Raw genomic sequence first — 21909 nt, 5'->3', positions numbered from 1 at the left:
CAGCGTGCTCGATAACGCTCAGGTCAAGACCACAAGCCTTGAGGCCGGCACGTACGAGGTGCTCAGGAACCGGCTCGGCGCCCAGGCCCGGGAGCTGTCGAAGGCGGCCGAGGCCGTCAACGCGCAGCGCCTGACGGTCTTCGGCGGTGCCGAGCTGCGGCTGCTGGGCACCGAACGGATCCGCACGGAGAACAACTGCGTCCCCAGGGACATCGTCTCCGTGGGCGACGTCATGCTGTTCGGCTACAACGTCTTCATCGGGCTCAAGCCGGAGACCACGGTGGCCGACGTGTTCGCCGTGCACCGCTTCACCCGGGAGGGCGACGCCTTCAGGTTCGACGCCGAGACGCTGCCGGCTCTGGACGACCCGGCCTTCAGGAAGGACTTCTCCGAGCTCTACCGCTACTACAAGGAGACCAGTCTCGCGCAGCTCAGGCGGGTGGAGGGCAAGCTGCTGGCCGTCTTCCAGACGGGCCCGGCCGACATCCGGGTCCTCCGCTGGACGGTCAGCCCCACCGGGGTCATGAAATATCAGGACAGTCGGGGGGAGCGGGACCACGTCTTCCCGTCCTCCCACGACTTCGAGTGGACCCCCAGCAACCGCGACGACCACGTCCTCGGCCGCCACCCGCACATCTCCATCGAGGATGAGGTCTTCGTCGAGACCGTCGGCGGCGACCTCACCATCAAGATCGAGAACAACACCGAGTCCGGTGCGGGCATCTACAGCGAGCCCGTCGCCGAGAAGCTGCAGAGCCTGGCCGACGCCGACGTCGAGTACGCCCGCGTCGGCCCGCTCATCCTCATGCGGATCAGGCCGTACAAGGAGACCGAGTGGCGGCACCTGGTCTTCAACATCCGCACCAAGGCCGTGACCAGGCTCGACGGCATCGGCCAGGCCTGCCGGCGGCTGCCGGAGGATCAGGGGCTGATCTTCCCCGGTGGCTACTACCTGGCCACGGGGGTCAGCAAGACGTTCGACACCGACGTCAGCGACCTGGAGTTCGAGCGGGTCGTCCGCTCCCCCAACGGCGAGGACGTGCTCTACGTCTTCCACGCCAGGGGTGACGGACGCTCGCTGCTGCTGCCGTACAACGTGATCAGGAAGGAGGTGGCCAACCCCATCGTCTGCCACGGCTTCTCGCTGTTCGACGACGGCACGATGGTGGTCTTCCGCGCCACCTCCGAGGAGCCGACGCGGGTGCATCCCATGCAGGTGTGGCAGACGCCGTACGTCTCCGACACCTACGCAGCCGCGCAGCCGACCGGCACCGGGCCGCTGGAGCGCATCGGCAACGCCGAGCTGGTGCGCGGCATCTCCGACTGCCTGTCGGTGTCCCGCATGATCGAGGAGATGGCGCCGTCGGCGGCCACGTTCGAGGCGCTGATCGCCACCTGCACGCGCACCTTCGACAGCTACCACTGGCTCGGCGAGCACGGTCTGCGCGGGCCGCTCGCCGACGTGCGCGCCACCGCCGAGCAGGTGCTCGACGAGTACGAGAGCGTGGCGGAGCTCACCCGCCGGGCCGCCGGCACGCTGGAGGAGGCCGCCGAGGAGATCACCCAGCTGCTGCGCCGGTCCAAGGGCGAGTCCCCGTCGACGGCCGACGCCTGGGTCACCCTGCTGGCCACCCTGCGCAGGGCCCAGGGCCACCTGGTGACGCTGCGCGAGATCCGCTATGTCGATCTCGCCCGGCTGGACGGGCTCGCCACCGCCCTGACCGAGGAGGTCACCTCGGCGGGCCGGCGGGCGATCGCGTTCCTGGAACGGCCCGAAGCGTTCACCGGCTACCACGCGGCCGTGGAGGAGCTCGCCGCGCAGGCGTCCGCGATCACCACCGTGGCCGAGGCCGCCCCGGTCAGCGAGCGGCTGACCACGCAGGCGGAGGGGCTCGACGTCGTCACCGAGGTGGTCGGCTCGCTGGACATCGCCGACGCCACCGTACGCACCTCCGTCCTCGGCCGCATCGCCGAGGTGCTGGGCGGCGTCAACCGGGCGCGGGCGCTGCTGGACGGGCGCCGGCGCGAGCTGCTCGGCGCCGAGGGCAGGGCCGCGTTCGCGGCCGAGTTCGCGCTGCTCGGCCAGGCCATCACCGGCGCGCTGGCCGTCGCCGACACGCCTGCCAAGTGCGACGAGCAGCTCGGCCGGCTGATGATCCAGGTGGAGAACCTGGAGTCCCGCTTCGGCGAGTTCGACGACTTCGCCGACCGGCTCAACGCCAAGCGCGACGACGTCTACGAGGCCTTCTCCGCCCGCAAGCAGGCACAGCTCGACGCACTCGCCCAGCGCGCCGACCGGCTGTTCACCTCCGCCGAACGGACTCTCGGCAGCATCACCAGAAGGCTTTCCACGCTGGGCTCGCTCGACGAGGTCAACACCTACTTCGCCACCGACCCCATGGTGGCCAAGCTCCGATCCGTCTCGGCCGAGCTGCGCGACCTGGGCGACTCCGTACGGGCCGAGGAGCTGGAGGGCCGGGTCAAGGCGGCGCAGCAGGAGGCCGGGCGCGCCCTGCGCGACCGCCTGGACCTGTTCACCGACGACGGGGAGAGTATCCGGCTCGGCCGTCACCGCTTCGCCGTCAACACCCAGCCGATCGACCTGACGCTGGTGCCGCAGCGGAGCCCGGACGGTGACGGCGTGACGATGAACTTCGCCATCACCGGCACCGACTACCGCTCCCCCGCTCCCGCCTCCTTCGCCGACACCCGCCCTTTCTGGGACCAGCTCCTCGTCTCGGAGACCGCCGAGGTCTACCGCGCCGAGCACCTGGCGGCCTCACTCCTGGAGACCGCCGTCCCCGGTACCGACCTGCCCGAGCTGGTACGGCGAGCCGCGCAGGAGCGCTACGACGAGGGTTACGAGCGCGGCGTGCACGACCATGACGCCGCCGCCATCCTGGACACCCTGCTCCGGCTGCGTGAGGGCGCGGGCCTGCTGCGCTACCCGGCGGAGGCGCGGGCCGCCGCCCAGCTGTTCTGGACGTACGGGATGCAGGAGGTTTCACGTAAAACATTCGCCACCCGCGCCGGGTCGCTCGGCCGGGCCAGGACCGTCTTCGGGGCCACGCCCGCGCTCGCGGCGCTGGCCGCGGAGCTCGGCGCGCTGATCGACGCGTTCCTCGGCACCATCGGCCGGCCGGACGCGGGCGGCGTGGCGGCGATCGCCGGGGAGTATCTCGTCGAGGAGCTCGCCGGCAAGCCCGACGGGTTCGTGACCAGCAAGGCCGCGCGGGAGCTGGTGGAGGGGTTCCAGCGGCAGCTGGGGCCGGCCAAGGTCAGGGAGTTCGAGGAGGATCTCAAGGCCGTCGCGCTGCCGGAGCGGGTGCAGCTCGCCCAGGCCTGGATCGGCGCCTTCCACCAGGGGCCCGAGCTGCCCGAGGCCATCGCGCTGCAGCTTTGCGACCTGCCCCGGCACGACTCCAGCGCGTCCGTCTCCGCGACCGTGGAGGGGCTGCTGGGCGCGCACCCGCGGATCGCGGACCGGAAGCTGGAGATCCGGCTGGACGAGATGCTGACCCGGACCAGGCGGTTCGCGGCCGAGCGGGTGCCGGCCTACCGGGCCTACCAGAAGCGGCGCGGCGAGCTCGTCGCGGCCGAGCGGGCCAGGCTGCGGCTGGAGGAGTACAAGCCCAAGGTGATGAGCGCGTTCGTGCGCAACCGGCTGCTGGACGAGGTCTACCTGCCGCTGATCGGCGACAACCTGGCCAAGCAGCTCGGGGCCGCCGGCGACGGGAAGCGGACGGACCAGATGGGGCTGCTGCTGCTCATCTCGCCGCCCGGCTACGGCAAGACGACGCTGATGGAGTACGTGGCCAGCCGCCTGGGGCTGATGTTCGTCAAGGTCAACGGGCCGGCGCTGGGACACGGGGTGACGTCGCTGGACCCGGCGGAGGCGCCGAACGCCACGGCCCGGCAGGAGGTGGAGAAGATCTCCTTCGCGCTGGAGAGCGGCGGCAACACGCTGCTGTACCTGGACGACATCCAGCACACCTCGCCCGAGCTGCTGCAGAAGTTCATCTCGCTGTGTGACGCGCAGCGCCGCATCGAGGGTGTCTGGAACGGCCGCACCCGGACCTACGACCTGCGCGGAAAGAGGTTCGCCGTGTGCATGGCGGGCAACCCGTACACCGAGTCGGGGCAGCGCTTCCGCATCCCGGACATGCTCGCCAACCGTGCCGACGTGTGGAACCTGGGCGACGTGCTGTCGGGCAGGGAGGAGCAGTTCGCGCTGAGTTACGTGGACAACGCCCTCACCTCCAACCCGGTGCTCGCGCCGCTGTCGGCTCGCGACCGGTCCGACGTGGAGCTGCTGGTCCGCCTGGCCAAGGGCGACCAGGCCGTCAGGCCCGACCAGCTCGGCCACCCCTACTCGGGGCCGGAGCTGGAGCAGATCCTGAGCGTGCTGCGCAAGCTGGTGCGGGTGCAGGAGGTGGTCCTGGCCAACAACCGGGCCTACATCGCCTCGGCCGCGCAGTCGGACGCCGCCCGCACCGAGCCGCCGTACCGGCTGCAGGGCTCGTACCGCAACATGAACAAGCTGGCCGAGCGCATCGTCCCCGCGATGAACGAGGCGGAGCTCGAAGCGATGATCGACGATCACTACCTGGGCGAGGCGCAGACCCTCACCACGGACGCCGAGGCTAACCTGCTCAAGCTCGCCGAACTCCGCGGCCGCCTGACCCCCGAACAGCGGGCTCGCTGGACGGAGATCAAGGCCGCCTACCTGCGGGACAAGGCGCTGGGCGGCAGCGAGGACGACCCGATGACCAGGGCGGTCGGCGCCCTCGGGCTGCTGGCCGACCAGGTCCGCGAGGTCGGCTCGGCCATCAGGGGGTCATGATCCCTCGGTCAGCTTCGCGGTGGCCGCGCGCTGGACGGCGGTGGCCCGCCTGAGGAAGTCGAGGATCGTCTCCAGCTCCTGGTCGGAGTAGCCGGCGTAGAGCTCGGCGAGCCCGCTGACCAGCGGCTCGAACAGCTCGCCGAAGCCGGTCATCCGCTCGTGGTTGATCTCCACGATGACGCGCCGGCGATCCTTCTCGTGCCGGACCCGCCGTACCAGCCACTTGCTCTCCAGCCGGTCGATCAGGCCGCTGACCGAGGCGGGGGCCAGGCCGGTGTGCCGGGAGAGCTCGCCGGCGGTCAGCGGGCCGAGGCGCTGCAGCAGGTCAAGGGTCTTCTCCTCGCTCGCACCGAGGCCCATCCGCTCGCCCATGGCGGTGTGGTACATCACGGCCGCGTTGCTGTTGTCCCGCCCGGCCAGGGTCAGCTCATCCAGCAATGTCTTTCGGTGATCCGAAATATCTCTGGACACGAGCGTTCCCTTCGACATATATTTCGTTCGATCGAACGAAAGGTTAGCACGATGAAGGCTCTGGTCATAGGGTGCGGCATCGGCGGTCCCGCCATCGCGATGGCGCTGCGTGAGGTCGGCGTCGACGCCGAGATCTTCGAGGCGTACGGCGCGTCGGCCGACGGCGTGGGCGCGTTCCTCAACGTCGCCTCCAACGGCCTCGACGCGCTGCGCGCACTGGACGCCCACCGCGAGGTGCTGCGCGCGGGCATCCCCACCCCGGACCTGGTCATGTGGAGCGGCACCGGCAAGCGCCTGGGCGCGGTCTCCAACGGCCTGGCGCTCGACGACGGCACGGTGAGCCACACCATCCTGCGCGCCGACCTCCATCGGATCGTCCGCGAGGAGGCCGTCCGGCGCGGGATCACGATCTCGTACGGCCGCCGCATGGTCTCCTTCGAGGACACCGGCGACCGGGTGACGGCCAGGTTCGAGGACGGCGGCGAGGCCACCGGCGACCTGCTGATCGCCGCCGACGGCGTGCACTCGCGCACCCGCCGGTTGCTCGACCCCACCGCGCCCGAGCCCCGGTACGCGGGCCTCTACAGCGGTGGCGGCATCGTGCGGGACCAGGACTTCACCGGCGAGCCCGGCGTCTACCACCTGGTCTTCGGTAAGCGGGCGTTCTTCGGCTACACGGTGGCCGAGTCGGGCGAGACCTGGTGGTTCGCCAACCTGCCCCGCGAGCTCGGGGACGTGCCCGCCGACTGGCGGCCGGTCCTGGCCGAGGCGTTCGAGTCCGACGCGAACTTCTCGGCCGACCTCGTCCGCCGCGCCGAGCTCGGGCCGATGCTGCCGATCCACGACCTGCCGCCCCTGCCCACCTGGCATCGCGGCAGGGTGCTGCTGACCGGCGACGCCGCGCACGCCACCTCGCCCAGCTCGGGCCAGGGCGCCTCGCTGGCCATCGAGGACGCCGTCGTGCTGGCCAGGTGCCTGCGCGACGCGGGCGACCACCGCGCCGCGTTCCGGCTGTTCGAGAGCGAGCGCCGGGGCCGGGTCGAACGGGTGGTCGCCTACGCCAGGACGATCAGCAACAGCAAGGCGGCGGGCCCGGTGGCCCGGGTCTTCCGGGACGCGCTGATGCCGTACTTCCTGAAGAGGAGCGCGAGCCAGGAGTCACTGGCCTGGATGTACCGCCACCAGGTCAGCCTGTGAGATGGCCTGCTCGCTCGCGGGGAGCAGCGGCAGCCGGACGTCGGGGGTGGGGATCAGGCCCCGGGCGTGCAGGACGCCCTTGACGACCGTCGGGTTCGGCTCGGCGAACAGCGCGGCCGACAGCCTGGCGAGCCGGTGCCCCAGCGCCCTGGCGCGCGCCACGTCCCCCGCCCGCCACGCGTCGACCAGCTCGGCGAAGCGGTCGGTGGCCAGGTGCGCGGAGGCCAGGATGGCGCCCGACGCGCCGAGCGCGAGCAGCGGCGAGATGACCGCGTCGTCGCCGCCCAGCACCTCGAAGCCGTCGGGCAGGTCGCCGAGCAGGTCGATGGCGTCCTGGTCGATGCCGCCGGCGGCGTACTTCACCCCGGCGATCATCGGGTGGCCGCCCAGGTGGCGCAGCGTCGCGGCGCTCACCGTCTGACCGGTCCGGTAGGGAATGTGGTAGATCACCAGCGGCACCGGCGTCTCCTCCGCCAGCGCCTCGAAGTGCGCGACGACGCCGCGCTCACCGGGCCGCAGGAAGTACGGCACCGTCACCAGCGCCGCCGCGACGCGCTCGGGCAGGCCCTTGAGCGCCTCGGCCGTCGTCCGGGTGTCGTTCCCGGTGACGCCCACCGTCAGCGGCACACCGCGCGCCCCGCAGACCCGCGCGCAGACCTCGATCACCCGGGCGCGCTCCGCCGCGCTCAGCGCCGCGACCTCACCGGTCGTCCCCAGCGCCACCAGCCCCGAAGCGCCCTGGTCGAGGACGTGCTCGGCGAGCTTCTCGATCGCCTCGGCGGCCACCTCGCCGGTGGAGGTGAACGGCGTGATCAGCGGTACATGGAGTCCTGTCAGCATGTCTTCGAGAGTGCCGTGCCCGAACCCATTAGGTCCAGCGACCATTTCTGGGGTCCAGCGTAAGCTCTCCTTATGCTGGATCCACGCAAGCTGCATCTGCTGCGCGAGCTGTCCCGGCGCGGCACGATCGCCGCCGTCGCCGAAGCCGTCGCCTTCACCCCGTCGGCGGTCTCGCAGCAGCTCAGCGCGCTGGAGAAGGAGGCGGGCGTGCCGCTGCTGGAGCGCACCGGCCGCACCGTCGCCCTCACCCCCGCCGGCCACCTGCTGGTCGAGCACGCGCAGGCCGTACTGGAACAGCTCGAACGCGCCTCCGCCGCGCTCGCCGCCGTCCGCGGCGGCCTCTCGGGGCCGCTCCGCATCGGCGCGTTCCCGACGGCGGCCCGCGTCCTGCTGCCGCCGGCGCTCGCCGACCTGACCCGCGCCCACCCCGGCCTGGTGCCGATGCTCGCCGAGATCGACCCCGCCGACGTCTCGGCCGCCCTCGGCGCGGGTGAGCTCGACGTGGCCCTGGTGCACGAGTACGACTTCGTGCCCCCGGTCACCGACCCGTCACTGGAGACCGAGCCGCTGTTCAGCGAGCCGATCTACCTCACGAACCGCGCCTCGATCGCCGCGGCGTCCGGCGACCCGTGGATCGCCGCCAAACCGGGCACCCTCTGCTACACCATGACGATCAGGGCCTGTCAGGCAGCCGGTTTCGACCCACTCGTCCGCCACCACCTCGACGACTTCGACACCGTCCTCGCCTTCGCCGCCGCCGGCCACGGCGTCGCCCTCGTCCCCCGCCTCGCCGCCCTCGCCCCGCCCCCCGAGGTCCGTCTCACCCGGCTCCCCCTGAGCCGCCGCACGCTGGCGGCCTTCAGACGGGGGTACGGCGAGCACCCGGCGATCAGGGCGGCCGTGGCGGCGTTCCGATCGGCGATCAGGTTGTTGCCGGTCTAGTCGGATCCATCTTAGTAAGATTGGTTCTTACTAAGATGGAATCTTACTTAGGAGGCTGGGATGCGCGCGTTCACGGGCCGAGCCGACGATCTGCGCACTCTCGACGGGCAACTGCGCCAGGTGCTGGAGGGGCGCCTCACCACCCGAGGTCGAGCGCTGATCATGACCGGCCGCCGCAGGGTCGGCAAATCCCGGCTGGTTCAGGAGTTCTGCGACCGATCGGGGCTTCCCTATGTCATCTTCCAGGCTTCTCGCGGACGCTCCGCCGCCGCTGAACGGCACGATCTCGTCGAGGCGGCCGTCTGCGCGGGTCTACCGGGAGCCGACCTGGTCCAGGGGGTCGAGCCGCCGGACTGGAATCAAGCGCTGAGGTCACTCGCCACCGCGATCGAGGATGCGCCCTGCATCGTGGTCCTCGATGAGGTTCCGTGGCTGATCGGGCAGGATCCCGAATTCGAAGGGGCACTTCAGACGGTCTGGGACCGGTTCCTGTCCGGCAGACCTGTCCTGTTGATTCTGGTGGGCAGTGATCTCACCATGATGCAGGCGCTCCAGGAATACGGGCGACCGTTCTTCGGCCGGGCGGCGAACATGACCATCCGGCCGCTGTCCCTCGCCGACGTGGCCGAGATGACCCGGTTGCCCGCCGCGGACGCCGTGGACGCCCTCCTGCTCACCGGCGGATTCCCGGAGATCGTCCAGTCGTGGCAGCCTGGGATGTCGCGCCTCGACTTCCTGCGCCGAAGTCTGGAATCACCGCTGTCCCCGCTCCTCGCCGCCGGAGAGTTGTCACTGCTGGGTGAGTTCCCCGCCGGCACGCACACCCGAACGGTGCTGGAGGTCGTGGGAGCGGGTGAGCGGACATTCAGCAATATCGCCGCCAAGACGGGCAGCACCGCGCCACTCCCGTCCGGCACCCTCGCCCCCATCCTCGCCGCCCTCACCGCGAAACGGGTCATCGCCGCCGACCTCCCGCTCTCCACCACGCCCGACACCAAGAACAAGCGATACCGCGTGGCCGATCCCTACCTGCGCTTCTGGCTGACCTTCCTCCACAGAGCGATCGCCGACAGTGAGCGCGGACGCCCGGACGTGGCTCTGCGCCGCATCGAGCGCTCCTGGACGGCCTGGCGCGGGCGCGCGGTCGAGCCGATCATCCGTGAGTCGCTGGCCAGAGCGCTCCCCGATGACGACTGGCCGGACACCGAGGAGATAGGGGGCTGGTGGAACCGCCAGAACAACCCCGAAGTGGACCTGGTCGGCGCGGACAGCGGGCCGGTCGCGAAACGGATCCACTTCGTCGGGTCGGTCAAATGGCTCGACCAGCGGCCGTTCGACCGGCATGACCACGACACGTTGGTGCGCGAGGGCGACTTCGTGCCCGGTGTCACCGCCGCCACGCCCCGGATCGCCGTGTCGAGGGCCGGATTCGAGCCCGGTCTTCCGGTCCAGCAGTGGGGCCCGGAAGACCTGCTCGCCGCCTGGCGGGCCTGACGGGGCTCAGGCGGGTGCGGCGATCAGGGCGTCGAAGACGGCTGCGGTGCTGGAGCGGGTGAAGTCGTCGTAGTCGCCCGCCGTCATCGCCACCACCATGTCCCGCGACGGGATCACGGCGAGCAACTGGCCGCCGTTGCCGTGGGCGCCGAGCACCCCTTGGGGCTCGATGTACCACTGGTAGCCGTACCAGCGGTCGTCGGCGATCGGCACGCGCGGTCTCAGCACCTCGTCCAGCCAGGCTCCCGGCACGATGTCGCGGCCGCCGTCGAGCACCAGCGTCCCGATGGCCGCCAGGTCACGCGGCCTGAGCCGCAGGCCCGCCGCCGCCATCGCCACGCCGTCGTCCCCGGCGGTCCACTCGAACGCGCCGATCCCGAGCGGCTCGAACAGGGCGGCCCGCGCGAACTCCGCCAGCGGCTCGCCGGCGCCCTTCGCGATGATCCCGCCGATGAGCGCGGTGGCTCCCCCGCAGTACGACCACCGCTTGCCCGCCTCCTCGACGATGGGCCGTTCGAGGACATAGCGGTACCTGTCGGGGGCCGCCTCCATGGCGAGCTCGCTGTTGGCCACGCTCGTGTACGGCACGCTCTCGTCCCATTCGAGGCCGAGCGTCATGGTCAGGGCGTGCTCGATGGTGAGGTGGGCGCGTGCCGGATCGGCCACCAGGTCCGGATATTCCGGGAATTGCCGTACGAGCCCTTCGCCCGGCTCGGGCACCAGCCCGTCCTTCAACGCGATCCCGTACAGCAGCGCGACCACGCTCTTGGAGATGGATCGGATGTCGTGCAGCGTCCCGGCGTCGAACCGGATCCGCCCGAGCGAGTCGCCGAGCCGGTAGTCCGCCCCCTCGCCGTACCGCTCCAGCACCACCTGGCCCTGCCGGCTCACCACGAGACCATGCAGGTTCGGCGCCTCACCGGCGCGCAGGACACCGTCCACACGATCCGCCATTGTCATGTATGCCTCCCAATAATCAGCACATCCAGGCATAGATCCTCACACGGTGTCAGGGCCTACCCTTTATCGTCGTAATTCCTTCTCCCGTGGGTAGTTCGCTCTACAGCGGGGGAGAAAGTCGGCCCGCTCCCCCCGGTCGGCGAGACTTGAAGGTGTGACATGCACAAGCGCGAGCCCTTCCCCTTCGAGCTGTCCGTGACGGTGAGCGAGCCGACACCGCACCACATCGAGGAGGCCGCCTACCCGGTGGCCCTGCGCTTCTTCGGCGACGGCGCGGAGCTGCACATCGTCAGCGCCAAGGCAGAACCGGACCCCACCACACCCGGCAACTTCCGCGCCACGATCATCTTCCGGAAGCTGACGACGTAAAACGGCCGGTGGCCGCCAGGCTCGGGGAGCACGCCGAAGCGGGTGAGGCGCGGGGCGCCTTCCGGGGCGAGCCCTTCGCTGCGAGCGCGAAAGCACGGGAGCCCGGGAGCACGGGAGGGGTCAGGCGACCTTGTCCGGCGTGGCCGCGCTGAGGGGTGCGGCGATGTCCTCCAGGCCCTTGCGTTCGGCCTTGACCCCGAAGATCAGCTCCACGATGCCCGCGATGATCATAAGGACGGCGCCGATCGTGAAGGCGAGTGCCGTGTCGCCGGGGACGCCGGTCGCGACCAGCTTGGCGAAGATCAGCGGACCGGCGATGCCGCCGGCGGCGGTGCCGATGGCGAAGAAGAAGGCGATGGCCATCGCCCTGGTCTCCATGGGGAAGATCTCGCTCACTGTCAGGTAGGCCGAGCTGGCCCCGGCCGAGGCCACGAAGAGCACCGCGGACCAGCAGGCCGTCAGGGTGACGGCGGTGAGCACGCCCTGGTTGAACAGCCAGGCCGTGCCCAGGAGCAGCAGCCCGGAGCCGACGTAGGTGGCCGAGATCATCGGGATCCGGCCCACGGTGTCGAAGAGCCGGCCGAGCAGCAGCGGGCCGAGAAAGTTGCCGACCGCGATGACGGCGAAGTAATAGCCGGTGTAGGTGTCGATGTTGTAGAACGTCGACAGGATCTGGGCGTACCCGAAGGTGATCGCGTTGTACAGGAACGCCTGCCCGATGAAGAGCGACAGCCCGAGCACGGTCCGTTTGGGGTAGAGCGCCACCATCGTGTGCGCGATTCGGACGAACCCGATCGACTTGCGCTGATGGATGGTCATCGACTGATCGGGCTCGGGCAGGTCGCCGCCCACCTGGCGCTCGACGTCCTGGACGATCTCCTCCGCCTCGCGGTCCCGCCCGTGGATGAACAGCCACCGCGGGCTCTCCGGCACGTTCCTGCGGACGAGGAGGATCGCCAGGCCGAGCACCACGCCCAGGCCGAACGCGATGCGCCAGCCGATGTTGACTGGCAGGTTGTTCAGCAGCGGCACGGTCAGCAGCGCGCCGCCCGCCGCGCCTAGCCAGTAGCTGCCGTTGATGAGAATGTCGATCCTGCCCCGGTGCCTGCTGGGGATGAGCTCGTCGATGGCGGAGTTGATGGCCGCGTACTCACCGCCGATCCCGAAACCGGTCAGAAACCTGAACAAAAAGAACCACCACGCGCTGAAGGAGAACGCGGTGGCCAGCGTGGCCGCGAGATACACGAGCAGGGTGATGATGAACAGCTTCTTGCGGCCGAACCTGTCGGTCAGCCAGCCGAAGAACAGCGCCCCCGAGCAGGCTCCGGCCACGTAGAGTGCGGCGGCGAGCCCCGCCACCTGCTCCTGGGTGATGTCCAGGCCGCTGCCCGGCTTGGCGAGCTGGGCCGACAGGTTGCCGACGATGGTGACTTCGAGCCCGTCGAGAATCCAGACGGTGCCCAGCCCGATGACGATCATCCAGTGCCAGCGTGACCATGGCAGCCGGTCAAGCCGGGCGGGCACCTTCGTGGAGATGACGCCGGTCTCAACATCAGTCATAAACGCCCTGGGTGCCCGCAGGGCGGATCCCGAAACGCCGCTACGGCTTACGCGCGCGCAGCATCCAGGTCCTGGCCCAGGGGCCGCCATGCCAGTAGCGCCAGCCGAGATCACGCCTGTGGACGTCGACCACGCCGAGCCCGCGCAGCACGGTCTCGTACGCGGGCACGTGCTCCTGGTCGGCGATGAGCAGGAGCCCGCCGGGGCGCAGCACCCGGTGGGCCTCGCGGATCGCGGCCGCGCGCCCGTCCTCCTTGGAGATGTGGTGCACGGCCAGGCTGGAGACCACCACGTCGTACGACTCGTCGTCGAAGGGCAGCTCCCGCATGTCGCCCGTGGTGAGCTCGACGAGGTCGGAGACCCCTTCGGCCTCGGCGTTGGCCCGGGTGACCGCCTCGCTGGACCGCCGGCGCCACAGGTCGAGGCCCGTGGCGGTGCCGTGGTCGAGCCGTTCGGCGGCGAGCAGCAGCACGGCGCCCCGCCCGCAGCCGAGGTCGAGCACCTTCTCCTCGCCCGTCAGCTCACGCAGCGCCTCGCCCCAGACGGCGAATTTGCCCCGGCGCGTGGTGTAGAGCTGGCTCGCGGCGCTGGCCAGCGTGTAGAGGGCGCCGAAGAGGAAGGCGATCGCCACCGCCAGGATGTCGTTGTCGAACGAGATCACCGCCAGGGCGAGCAGCAGGACCGCGCCCAGGACGAGGCCCCCAAGGGCCCACGGCTCGTCTAACCCGTACTTACCACGTCGATCGCGCACATTCACGTTATAACTCAAACAGTCCCTTGACCCGATGTTGAGACGACACTTCCCTGGGAGAGTGTCAATCATCCCCAACCGGTGTCTAGCGTTGCAGAGATTGGCGGGCGATGGGGGTTTGACCAGGCATGACGGGAAAGGATCGCGGTTTCGGTCTCGGGATGAGCCTCGCGCTCACGTTGAGTTCGGCCCTGCTCTGGGGCGTGGCCCACCTGGCGACACATCGCCACAGAACGGGCCTGGCGCTCATGGCGGCCCATGTGTTCCTGCTGGCCTTCATCCTCACGATGGTGACCGCGTTCAGCACCCGGCTGCTGTCGCTGGCCGTCCAGCCGCGCTGGATCACCGCGCTGGTGATCGCGCTGACCGTGCTCGCGGCCACCTGGACCGCCGTGATCGTCTGGTCCTACACGCTGGTACGGCCCGCCGCCTCCGGCATCGTCGGCCGGGCCCTCACCACCGGCCTGACGATCGGCCTGTGCGCGCTCATCCTGGCCCCGACCGCCTACGCCGCCCGGCTCGCCTACCTGTCGCGCGACGTGATGCACCACCTGTTCGCCGGCAACACCGGCCCGGTCATGTCCGAGGACCCGTGGAACGGCGCCCAGCGCGTCAACTTCCTGCTCATCGGCGCCGACTCCGCCCCGAACCGGCCCGGGGTGCGCACCGACAGCATGACCGTCGCCAGCGTGGACACCGCGACGGGCGCCACGACCCTGTTCGGCCTGCCGCGCAATCTCCAGGACGTGCCGATGCCCAACGGCCCCGCCCGCGACCGCTTCCCGTACGGCTTCACCGGCTCGGGCAGCACCCATCCGGGCCTGCTCAACGAGGTCTTCCAGTACGCCGAGGACCACCCGGAGGTCGTCCCCGGAGCCGCCAAGGGGCAGCATGGCCCCACCCTGCTCAAGGAGACGGTCGGCGGCATCCTCGGCATCCCGGTGTCCTACTACGCCATGATCGACATGAAGGGCTTCGCCGAGATCATCGACGCCATGGGCGGCGTCCGGGTCACCGTCGAGGAGCCCATCGTGTACGGCCGGTACCGCGAAGGTCTGCTGCCCGCCGGCACCCGCAGGCTCAACGGCGAGGAAGCCCTCTGGTACGGCCGCTCCCGCACCGACAGCGACGACTATGTGCGCATGGGCCGTCAGAAGTGCCTGCTCAACGCGGTCGCCAAGCAGGCGGACCCGGTGACCGTGGTCAACAGCTTCGAGAACCTGGCGACCGCCACCAAGCGGGCCATCTCCACGGACGTCCCGCAGAGCCTGCTGCCCGCCCTGGTGGAGCTGTCGCAGAAGGTCAAGGACACCCACATCCGGAGCCTGAGCTTCGTCCCCCCGTTGATCGACACGGGCGCCCCGGACTGGAGGCTGATCAGGCAGAAGGTCTCCCAGGTGCTCTCCGAACGCCCTGCCCGCACCCTGGCCACCACCCCGAGAGCCGCCCGCTCGACCACCGTCCCGACACCGACCCCCGAACGACCTGTCGCCCTCGACGCCACCTGCCGCTAGAAGAACCGCAGCGCGGCATCCCGCCAGGCACGCCGCAGCGTGGCTACGCGCGCCGCAGCAACAACGTCACGAACCCGAGCCGGTCCCGATAGCCACCCAGCCACAGCTCCCGGTGGGCGAGGGCCGCGGCCGCGGCGGCGTCGCCGTCCTCGCCGGGGTTGCGCAGCGCCCAGTCCAGCAGCGATCCGGTCCACGACCACTCGTAGTCGTCCCACTCACCGAGCTCGCTGGTGTGCGCGTACACGGTACGGAATCCGCCTGCCTCGGCCTGCGCCACCGTCCCCGACAGATCCGGATATATCCCAATCTGCTCCTCCAGCTTCGCGCTCGGCGGCCGCTCCCAGAACCCTTCCCCCACCAACGCCAGCCCGCCCGGCGAGACAAGCTTCCCGATCGCCTCCATCGTGGCGGCCAGCCCGCCGAAGGCGTGCGTCGCGCCGACACAGAGCACGAGATCGTACGGCCCCGCGGCGTTGAACCCGGTCGCGGAGCCGTGGTGCAGCGTCAGCCGGTCCTCCACGCCCCGCAGCGCCGCCTCCCGGCGGGCAAGGCCGAACCCCCGATCCGAGATGTCCACCCCGGCGGCCGTCGCGTCGCCGTACAGCTCAAGGAGCCGCAGACTCCAGAACGCCGACCCGCACCCGAGATCGAGCACCTTGGCGCCGACGGGAAGCCGGGCCCTGCGCAGCAGGCCAGAAAGGTTCGCCTCGCTGATCGGCGAGGCGATGGGGTGATCGGCATGAGCGAGATCGCTCAAGATGTCCCTGTTCATATCCGGCACAGGCTACGCACCGCCCCCCGCCGGACGTCCATCCATTTTCCAGGCGCTACGGGACCGTCTCGTCGAGGTGGTCCGCGTAGTACTCGACCGCCGGCCGGTAGCGCCCGGCCCCGCCCGACTCGGCCAGCAGCTTGAGCAGCCCGGACACCGCTTCGCGGGACCGTCCCTCGTTGTAGAGGGCCATGGCGGCGAACGTCCGCAGACCCGGATCGCCGGGGAACTCCTCCAGCCCCCGCTCGAACAGCGCCAGCGCCTCGCCGTAACGCCCCAGCACCCGCAGCGTGCTCCCCAGCCCGGTGAAGGCGCCCAGCCGGTCCTCCGCGCTCAGCCCGGCACCGGCCAGCGCCCGCTCGTAGTAGGCCACCGCCTCCGCTTCGAGGCCGAGCGCGTCGTGCACCCACGCCGTCTGGTAGGCGATCTCGGCGTCGTCCGGGTGCCGCGCCGCCAGGTCCACCAGCAGTTCCCGGGCCTCCTCGCGGCTGCCCCGCTCGCGCAGCCGGACCCCACGGGCCAACTCCTCCCGCGAGTCGTCGGACAGTCGCGCCACGCTCGCCGAATCTCCCTCTCGCATCCGCCAGTGTGGCATGATGGTCATTCGTACGGCCGACAACGGTTTTCATAATCAGCTTCAAGGAGGATCCCGTGAGGGTGGCGTTCGTCGGAAAGGGCGGCAGCGGCAAGACGACGATGTCGGCGCTGTTCGCGAGATACGTGGCTAGCCAGGGCGCCCCGGTCGTCGCCATCGACGCGGACATCAATCAGCACCTGGCCCTCGTCCTCGGCGTGGGAGAGCCGCCCGAGCCGCTGGGCGCGCACCTCACGGAGCTCAAGGACCACCTGCGCGGCGACAACCCGCGCATCCCCTCGGCCGCCGCCATGGTCAAGACGACCCCGCCGGGCCGGGGCTCCCGGCTGCTGTCCTTCGAGGATCTCGCCTCCTACGAGCACGGCGTCACCACCGCCGAGGGCATCCGCCTGATGGCGACCGGCCCGTTCAACGACGACGACCTCGGCGTCGCCTGCTACCACTCCAAGGTCGGGGCGGTGGAGCTGCTGCTCAACCACCTGATCGACGGCCAGGGCGAGTATGTCGTGGTCGACATGACGGCAGGCTCCGACTCCTTCGCCTCCGGCCTGTTCACCCGCTTCGACCTGACCCTGCTCGTCGTCGAGCCGACCAGGCAGGGCGTGGGCGTCTACCGGCAGTACCGCGACTACGCCGCCGACTACCAGGTGCCGCTCGCCGTGGTGGGCAACAAGGTGCACGACTCCGCCGACGTGGACTTCCTGCGCGAGCACGTCGGCCACCACCTGCTCACCTGGATGGAGCACTCCGCCGCCGTCCGGGCCATGGAGCAGGGCCGCCCGCTCACCCTCGGCGACCTGGAGCCGGCCAACTCCGACACGCTGTCCATGCTGCTCAAGCACGTGGACGAGCAGGAGAAGGACTGGGCCCGGTTCGGCCGCCAGACGGCGGAGTTCCACCTGCGCAACGCGCACGCGTGGGCCAACGACAAGACCGGCGTGGACCTCACCGCGCAGATCGACCCCGACTTCGTCTACGGCCCCTGATCCACACGGCTGGGCCTCTGATCCACACGACTGTCGCCCTCCAGCTATCTGGAGGGATCTCCGAAGCCGATCTAGCGTCGTACTCGATGTCTTTCGAAAGGAGACAGCATGTCGCTGACCGTTCCGAACGATCTGCTCGACCAGGCCCGAGCCGGAGAGGTGGACGACGCGGCGTTCCTCGCCTGCGTCCGTGACTCCCTGCCCTACGCCTGGTCGATGATCACTGAGCTGGTCGAGCAGCGTGACAAGACAGGAGCCGAGTTCGTCGACAACCAGGTGCCGCCCCCCGACGAGGAGGCTCGCGGACAGCTCCTGCGCTGCTTGGCGAGCGACGCGATGCGTGGTGCGCTGGAGCGCCACTTCAGCGTCAAACTGGCGTTCCAGAACTGTCACCGGGTGGCCGTGTTCGACCCGTCGGCCGGTGAGTCCTTGCGCGAGTTCGTGACCCCGCGCGCCCAGATCCTCAACCAGAAGCCCGAGCTCGTCGACTGCTGAGCCGAGCGTGCAGGCCACCCGCCGCACCGGCGGGTGGCCGTACGGCGGTCAGCGCAGCGCGGGCAGCACCTCGGCGCCCAGGCGGCGGATGTTCTCCAGGGTGCGCCGGTGGTCCCCGGTCCCCTCCACCATGAGGATGAAGTGCTCGATCCCGGTCGCTCGTGAGGTGCGCGCCAGCGTGCGCGCGCAGTGCTCCGGTGAGCCGACCGGGTGCACGCGGGTGAGGAAGTCCACGTAGGCGGGCACGTCCCTGGGCGGGCGCGGACGACCGTCCACCGGCACGTATCCGGCCAGGCCGGGCGCCAGCCACGCGGGCATCGCCTGCTTGAGCTCCCGCACCGCCTGCGGAGTGGTGTCCGCGACATGGGCGAGCGCCGCGGCGATGTGGCCGGCCGGTGCCCCGTAGGTCCTGACCATGGCCGCCCTGTCCTGGTCGTCGATGTGCATGCCCAGCAGCATCGGCAGGCCGCGCTCGGCCGCCAGCTTCAGGGTGGCGTCGGAGGTGCAGGCCACCACCGGGCGCATCCGCGCGGCGGGGACGAGGGTCGTCTCCCGGAAGCGGAAGAAGTCGCCGTCGGCCGACACCGGTCCTCCCGACAGGGCGGTGACGAGGAGATCCAGGGATTCGGCGAACCCCCGCTCGAAGCGCTCCAGGCCGGTGCCGAAGACCTCCAGGTCCTGCCACGGGCCGCCTCTGCCCACACCCAGCGTGAAGCGCCCGCCGGACAGGTGGTGCAGCATGGCGGCCTGCTCGGCCAGGGCCACCGGGTGCTGCGTGGACAGCACGCTCACCGCCGTGCCGAGGCCGATGCGGGTGGTGCGGCCGATCGCGACGGCGGCCAGCGTCGTCGGCGAGGGGCAGACGCCGTAGGACATGAAGTGGTGCTCCGCTATCCAGGCGTCGTCGAACCCGGCTCGCTCGGCGGCCACGACGAGCTCGACCGTGTCGGCCAGGACCCGCCCCGGCTCCTGGCCGGGGAACTGGGCGGCGAGCAGGAAGATGCCGATCCGCATCCCACCGATGATGGCCGAACGCGGCGGGCGGTGTCAGCCGAAGAGGCTGACCTGCCCCTCGCCCGCCGCCGGATCGCGGTGGTGCTTGAGGTGGCGCCAGCGCGGGAGGTCGTCGAGGTAGGACCAGGACAGGCGGTGGTGCGGGGTGGGGCCGAGGCGGGCCAGCGCCTCGGTGTGCTGGGGCGAGGGGTAGCCGGCGTTCTCGGCGAAGCCGTAGTCGTCCCAGCCGATGGTGGCCATGTACGCGTCGCGGTGGACCTTGGCGAGCACCGAGGCGGCGGCCACCGAAATGCTGGCCGCGTCGCCCTTGACCTCCAGCCGCACCGGCCAGGGCGGGCCGATGTAGTCATGCTTGCCGTCCAGGATCAGCGCGTCGGGCCGTACCGGGAGCGCCTCCAGCGCGCGGCGGGCGGCCCTGCGCAGCGCCTGGGTCATGCCGAGCTCGTCGATCTCGGCGTGGGTGGCCTCGCCGAGGCCGATGCCCGCCGCCCACGGCGCCAGCTCCGCCGACACCTTCGCCCGCTTGGCGGCGGACAGCTGTTTGGAGTCGGTGAGGCCCGCCGGAGGGGCTGACAGATCGGTGACGACGGCGCACACGGTGACGGGCCCCGCCCACGCCCCACGGCCCACCTCGTCCACGCCCGCGACCGTACGGATGCTGGGCTGGGTGAGCAGCAGCTGCTCGATGTCGTACGTCGGCGCCATCATCTCCTCCCGAGGGGACCGTCGCCTTGAGGCGACCGGGGATTCGGGAGGGGGAGGGCCGTCAAGGCCCGAGCGTGCCATGACCTGTCAGGTTCGCACGTCACGGATGTCCTTCCGGATTTTGTCGGCGCCGGCCGATATCGTGGTTTTGTCGTTACTGAGCGTGATGGGAGGTGGGTGTGCGCAGGTCGTTCAAGTTCCTGCTGCGTCCCACCGCCCGGCAGGTTGCGGCGCTCGCGGCGTGTCTGGAGGACCACCGGCAGCTGTACAACGCTGCCCTGGAGCACCGCCGTGCCGCCTACGCCAAGGCAGGCGTGAGCATCCAGTACGGCGACCAGTCCGCCGAGCTGAAGCACATCCGGGGTGATGACCCCGACGGGCAGGGCCGGTGGTCGTTCTCCTCCCAGCAGGCCACGCTGCGCCGTCTGGACAAGGCGTTCGCTGCATTCTTCGAGCGCGTCAAGTCCGGGCGCACCCCGGGCTTCCCCCGGTTCAAGGGGCGCGGCCGGTTCGACACGGTGGAGTGGCCGAAGGACGGCGACGGCTGCCGGTGGGACTCCCAGCCGCAGCACCCGACCGCCATCTGGGTGCGGCTTCAGGGCGTCGGGCACGTGCGGGTCCACCGGCACCGCCGCGTGTCCGGCACCGTCAAGACGATCAGTGTGAAGCGCGAAGGCTCCCGCTGGTACGTGGTCCTGTCGTGCGCTGAGGTGCCTGCCGGACCGCTGCCCGCCACGGGCGCGGTCGCCGGGATCGACCTGGGTGTCGCCTCGCTCGTCACCACCTCCGACGGCGGCCAGGTGGCCAATCCGCGCCACCTCGCGGCCACGGCCGACCGTCTCGCGGCGGGGCAGCGTGACCTGGCCCGCAAGAAGCGGGGCTCCAAGCGGCGGCGCAAGGCGGTGGCCCGCGTCGCCGCGCTGCACGCCAAGGTCCGCCGCCAGCGCCTCGACGGCGCGCACAAGGCCGCGCTCGCCCTGGTCCGCGCCTACGACGTGATCGCGTACGAGGACCTGCGGATCACCAACATGACCCGCTCGGCATCCGGCACTCTCCAAGCGCCGGGGCGCAACGTCGCCGCCAAGTCCGGGCTCAACCGTTCGATCCTGGATGCGAGCTGGGGGGTGTTCCTGACGATCCTGTCGCACAAGGCTGAAAGCGCCGGTCGAGAGCTGATCGCGGTGAACCCCGCCCACACCTCCTGCACGTGCGCCCGCTGCGGGCACTGCGCGAAGGACAACCGCCTCACCCAAGCCGAGTTCAGGTGCGTGTCGTGCGGGCACACCGCGCACGCCGACGTGAACGCGGCGATCAACATCCTCAGGGCAGGGCTTGCCCTTCGCCAGGCTGCGCAAGCGGCTTAGCGAGAAGCCGCTCCCTTCAGGGAACGGAGGAGTCACGACGGCAGACGCTACCGGAACTCGGCGCTCGGCCGGTCGTACCGGACGTCAGCGCTCAGCCGGGCGTACCGGAGCGAGGTCGGCGGCGATGTAGCGGGCGGCGACGTGGATCGCCCGCAGCGTCACCGACACCGACGGGCGGTTGACGCTGGAGGCGCGGGCGACCGCGTGCACGTCGCGCGCCACCGGGTTGCCGGGGAACTGGCGCACCGACAGCCCGCGCACCCCGGCCGCCAGCGCCAGGGCGGGGACGGCGGCGATGCCGATGCCCTTGGCGACCAGGGAAAGGATCGTTCCAAGCCCTTCGAACTCCCACGGCACCGGCCTGGTGCCGCCCACGTCGACGAGGAGCCGGTCGACCGCCAGCCGCGACGGCTCGCCGTCCGGGGTGGCCATCCACGGCTCGTCGCGCAGTTCGCGCAGGTCCAGCGGCACCCCGGGGTCGGCCAGGCGGTGCTTGCGCGGCACCACCAGCACCAGGGGGTCGTGCAGCAGCGGGAAGACCCGCAGGTTCTCGCTGTCGCGGGCCTGGCCGTACCAGTCGTCGACCAGCGCGATGTCCACCTCGCCCGACTGCACCTCCCGTATCCCCCGCCCGGACCTGCTCTGCCGCAGCCGAAGGGTGAGCTCGGTGTGACGGCGGAGCGAGCGGGCGAGAGCTGGGGCGAATGCGACGGCCGCTGTGGGGAAGGCGGTTACCACGACACGCCCGGCGGGGCTGCCCGCGTGGGCCGACAGATCCGATTCCGCCTCTTCGACCATGGAAAGGATGCGTTCCGCATGCGCCACCAGCCTCCGGCCGGCATCGGTGAGTTCGGCGCTGCGCGCGGTCCTGTCGATGAGGGCCGTGCCGGTCTCACGCTCCAGCGCCGCCAGCTGCTGGGAGACCGCCGATGGACTATACCCCGTCGAAGCGGCGGTTGCAGCGATGCTGCCCCGACGGGCAAATTCGCAGATCAACGTCAAACGGCGCAAATCGAGCATCGGACTTCCTTATGCCT

Annotated in this window: 19 protein-coding genes; 9 read left to right on the top strand and 10 right to left on the bottom strand. The window is 70.6% G+C overall.

What is annotated here, in order from left to right; genetic code table 11:
* Positions 1–4 precede the first annotated feature (4 nt).
* Positions 5–4843, top strand: a complete 4839-nt coding sequence (locus ACIBQX_RS44645) for a DNA repair ATPase (RefSeq protein WP_397015756.1) — start codon at positions 5–7, stop codon at positions 4841–4843.
* Here the strand turns inward: ACIBQX_RS44645 and ACIBQX_RS44640 are convergent.
* The gene (locus ACIBQX_RS44640) at positions 4838–5281 is read right to left on the bottom strand and encodes a MarR family winged helix-turn-helix transcriptional regulator (protein WP_397015754.1); all 444 of its coding nucleotides are present in this window, start codon (positions 5279–5281) and stop codon (positions 4838–4840) included. The genes ACIBQX_RS44645 and ACIBQX_RS44640 overlap by 6 nt on opposite strands.
* 84 nt (positions 5282–5365) lie before the next feature.
* On the opposite strand from ACIBQX_RS44640, the gene ACIBQX_RS44635 reads away from it, so the two are divergent.
* Complete coding sequence (locus ACIBQX_RS44635; RefSeq protein WP_397015752.1) at positions 5366–6511, top strand: FAD-dependent oxidoreductase; 1146 nt, start codon at positions 5366–5368, stop codon at positions 6509–6511.
* Here the strand turns inward: ACIBQX_RS44635 and dapA are convergent.
* The gene (dapA, locus tag ACIBQX_RS44630) at positions 6473–7351 is read right to left on the bottom strand and encodes a 4-hydroxy-tetrahydrodipicolinate synthase (protein WP_397015750.1); all 879 of its coding nucleotides are present in this window, start codon (positions 7349–7351) and stop codon (positions 6473–6475) included. The genes ACIBQX_RS44635 and dapA overlap by 39 nt on opposite strands.
* A gap of 72 nt (positions 7352–7423) precedes the next feature.
* Here dapA and ACIBQX_RS44625 point away from each other — a divergent pair, with 72 nt between their 5' ends.
* Together ACIBQX_RS44625 and ACIBQX_RS44620 are read left to right on the top strand one after the other, a co-directional pair.
* Complete coding sequence (locus tag ACIBQX_RS44625) at positions 7424–8293, top strand: LysR substrate-binding domain-containing protein (protein WP_397015748.1); 870 nt, start codon at positions 7424–7426, stop codon at positions 8291–8293.
* Positions 8294–8353: 60 nt separating this feature from the next.
* Positions 8354–9787: an ATP-binding protein gene (locus ACIBQX_RS44620; RefSeq protein ID WP_397015746.1), complete on the top strand. Its 1434-nt coding sequence runs from the start codon at positions 8354–8356 to the stop codon at positions 9785–9787.
* Positions 9788–9793: 6 nt separating this feature from the next.
* Here ACIBQX_RS44620 and ACIBQX_RS44615 read toward each other — a convergent pair whose 3' ends face one another.
* Positions 9794–10747 (bottom strand): serine hydrolase domain-containing protein, encoded by a 954-nt coding sequence (locus ACIBQX_RS44615; RefSeq protein WP_397015745.1) that lies wholly within the window; start codon positions 10745–10747, stop codon positions 9794–9796.
* Between the two features lie 159 nt (positions 10748–10906).
* Between ACIBQX_RS44615 and ACIBQX_RS44610 the strand changes: the two genes are divergently transcribed.
* The gene (locus ACIBQX_RS44610; RefSeq protein WP_397015743.1) at positions 10907–11116 is read left to right on the top strand and encodes a hypothetical protein; all 210 of its coding nucleotides are present in this window, start codon (positions 10907–10909) and stop codon (positions 11114–11116) included.
* A gap of 120 nt (positions 11117–11236) precedes the next feature.
* Here the strand turns inward: ACIBQX_RS44610 and ACIBQX_RS44605 are convergent, their stop codons facing one another.
* Both ACIBQX_RS44605 and ACIBQX_RS44600 read right to left on the bottom strand, forming a co-directional pair.
* Complete coding sequence (locus ACIBQX_RS44605) at positions 11237–12676, bottom strand: MFS transporter (protein ID WP_397015741.1); 1440 nt, start codon at positions 12674–12676, stop codon at positions 11237–11239.
* 40 nt (positions 12677–12716) lie between these two features.
* Entirely contained in the window at positions 12717–13427 is a 711-nt protein-coding gene (locus ACIBQX_RS44600) for a class I SAM-dependent methyltransferase (RefSeq protein WP_397015739.1), read from the bottom strand.
* Positions 13428–13588: 161 nt separating this feature from the next.
* Here ACIBQX_RS44600 and ACIBQX_RS44595 point away from each other — a divergent pair, with 161 nt between their 5' ends.
* Complete coding sequence (locus tag ACIBQX_RS44595) at positions 13589–14941, top strand: LCP family protein (protein ID WP_397015738.1); 1353 nt, start codon at positions 13589–13591, stop codon at positions 14939–14941.
* 43 nt (positions 14942–14984) lie between these two features.
* Here ACIBQX_RS44595 and ACIBQX_RS44590 read toward each other — a convergent pair whose 3' ends face one another.
* Both ACIBQX_RS44590 and ACIBQX_RS44585 read right to left on the bottom strand, forming a co-directional pair.
* Positions 14985–15713, bottom strand: coding sequence for an SAM-dependent methyltransferase (locus ACIBQX_RS44590; RefSeq protein WP_397015736.1), 729 nt, complete (start codon positions 15711–15713; stop codon positions 14985–14987).
* Positions 15714–15768: 55 nt separating this feature from the next.
* On the bottom strand, positions 15769–16269 hold the full coding sequence (locus ACIBQX_RS44585) for a tetratricopeptide repeat protein (RefSeq protein ID WP_397015734.1): 501 nt from the start codon (positions 16267–16269) through the stop codon (positions 15769–15771).
* Between the two features lie 95 nt (positions 16270–16364).
* Here ACIBQX_RS44585 and ACIBQX_RS44580 point away from each other — a divergent pair, with 95 nt between their 5' ends.
* Together ACIBQX_RS44580 and ACIBQX_RS44575 are read left to right on the top strand one after the other, a co-directional pair.
* Positions 16365–17294 (top strand): ATP-binding protein, encoded by a 930-nt coding sequence (locus ACIBQX_RS44580; RefSeq protein WP_397015732.1) that lies wholly within the window; start codon positions 16365–16367, stop codon positions 17292–17294.
* Positions 17295–17402: 108 nt separating this feature from the next.
* Positions 17403–17789 carry an SCO5389 family protein gene (locus ACIBQX_RS44575; protein WP_397015730.1) on the top strand — a complete coding sequence of 129 codons (387 nt, stop codon included), beginning with the start codon at positions 17403–17405 and terminating at the stop codon, positions 17787–17789.
* A 48-nt stretch (positions 17790–17837) separates the two neighbouring features.
* Here ACIBQX_RS44575 and ACIBQX_RS44570 read toward each other — a convergent pair whose 3' ends face one another.
* Positions 17838–18803, bottom strand: a complete 966-nt coding sequence (locus ACIBQX_RS44570; protein WP_397015728.1) for an LLM class flavin-dependent oxidoreductase — start codon at positions 18801–18803, stop codon at positions 17838–17840.
* 33 nt (positions 18804–18836) lie between these two features.
* Positions 18837–19508: a ribonuclease HII gene (locus tag ACIBQX_RS44565; RefSeq protein WP_397015978.1), complete on the bottom strand. Its 672-nt coding sequence runs from the start codon at positions 19506–19508 to the stop codon at positions 18837–18839.
* Positions 19509–19687: 179 nt separating this feature from the next.
* Here ACIBQX_RS44565 and ACIBQX_RS44560 point away from each other — a divergent pair, with 179 nt between their 5' ends.
* Complete coding sequence (locus ACIBQX_RS44560; protein WP_397015726.1) at positions 19688–20872, top strand: RNA-guided endonuclease InsQ/TnpB family protein; 1185 nt, start codon at positions 19688–19690, stop codon at positions 20870–20872.
* Positions 20873–20956: 84 nt separating this feature from the next.
* Here ACIBQX_RS44560 and ACIBQX_RS44555 read toward each other — a convergent pair whose 3' ends face one another.
* Positions 20957–21892, bottom strand: a complete 936-nt coding sequence (locus tag ACIBQX_RS44555) for a LysR family transcriptional regulator (protein ID WP_397015724.1) — start codon at positions 21890–21892, stop codon at positions 20957–20959.
* Between the last annotated feature and the right edge of the window lie 17 nt (positions 21893–21909).

Origin of the sequence: Nonomuraea sp. NPDC049714 (assembly GCF_044465295.1) — a bacterium.
In the GTDB taxonomy this organism is placed as follows: Bacteria; Actinomycetota; Actinomycetes; order Streptosporangiales; family Streptosporangiaceae; genus Nonomuraea.
This window is presented reverse-complemented; position numbering and strand designations above follow the sequence as displayed.

Bases quoted from the DNA above. Each gene is read 5' to 3' on its own strand.
- ACIBQX_RS44570 (WP_397015728.1), bottom strand. From the start codon at position 18,803: ATGCGGATCGGCATCTTCCTGCTCGCCGCCCAGTTCCCCGGCCAGGAG.
- ACIBQX_RS44595 (WP_397015738.1), top strand. From the start codon at position 13,589: ATGAGCCTCGCGCTCACGTTGAGTTCGGCCCTGCTCTGGGGCGTGGCC.
- ACIBQX_RS44575 (WP_397015730.1), top strand. From the start codon at position 17,403: ATGTCGCTGACCGTTCCGAACGATCTGCTCGACCAGGCCCGAGCCGGA.
- ACIBQX_RS44625 (WP_397015748.1), top strand. From the start codon at position 7,424: ATGCTGGATCCACGCAAGCTGCATCTGCTGCGCGAGCTGTCCCGGCGC.
- ACIBQX_RS44635 (WP_397015752.1), top strand. From the start codon at position 5,366: ATGAAGGCTCTGGTCATAGGGTGCGGCATCGGCGGTCCCGCCATCGCG.
- ACIBQX_RS44620 (WP_397015746.1), top strand. From the start codon at position 8,354: ATGCGCGCGTTCACGGGCCGAGCCGACGATCTGCGCACTCTCGACGGG.
- dapA (WP_397015750.1), bottom strand. From the start codon at position 7,351: ATGCTGACAGGACTCCATGTACCGCTGATCACGCCGTTCACCTCCACC.
- ACIBQX_RS44565 (WP_397015978.1), bottom strand. From the start codon at position 19,508: ATGGCGCCGACGTACGACATCGAGCAGCTGCTGCTCACCCAGCCCAGC.
- ACIBQX_RS44555 (WP_397015724.1), bottom strand. From the start codon at position 21,892: ATGCTCGATTTGCGCCGTTTGACGTTGATCTGCGAATTTGCCCGTCGG.
- ACIBQX_RS44590 (WP_397015736.1), bottom strand. From the start codon at position 15,713: ATGAACAGGGACATCTTGAGCGATCTCGCTCATGCCGATCACCCCATC.
- ACIBQX_RS44610 (WP_397015743.1), top strand. From the start codon at position 10,907: ATGCACAAGCGCGAGCCCTTCCCCTTCGAGCTGTCCGTGACGGTGAGC.
- ACIBQX_RS44605 (WP_397015741.1), bottom strand. From the start codon at position 12,676: ATGACTGATGTTGAGACCGGCGTCATCTCCACGAAGGTGCCCGCCCGG.
- ACIBQX_RS44615 (WP_397015745.1), bottom strand. From the start codon at position 10,747: ATGACAATGGCGGATCGTGTGGACGGTGTCCTGCGCGCCGGTGAGGCG.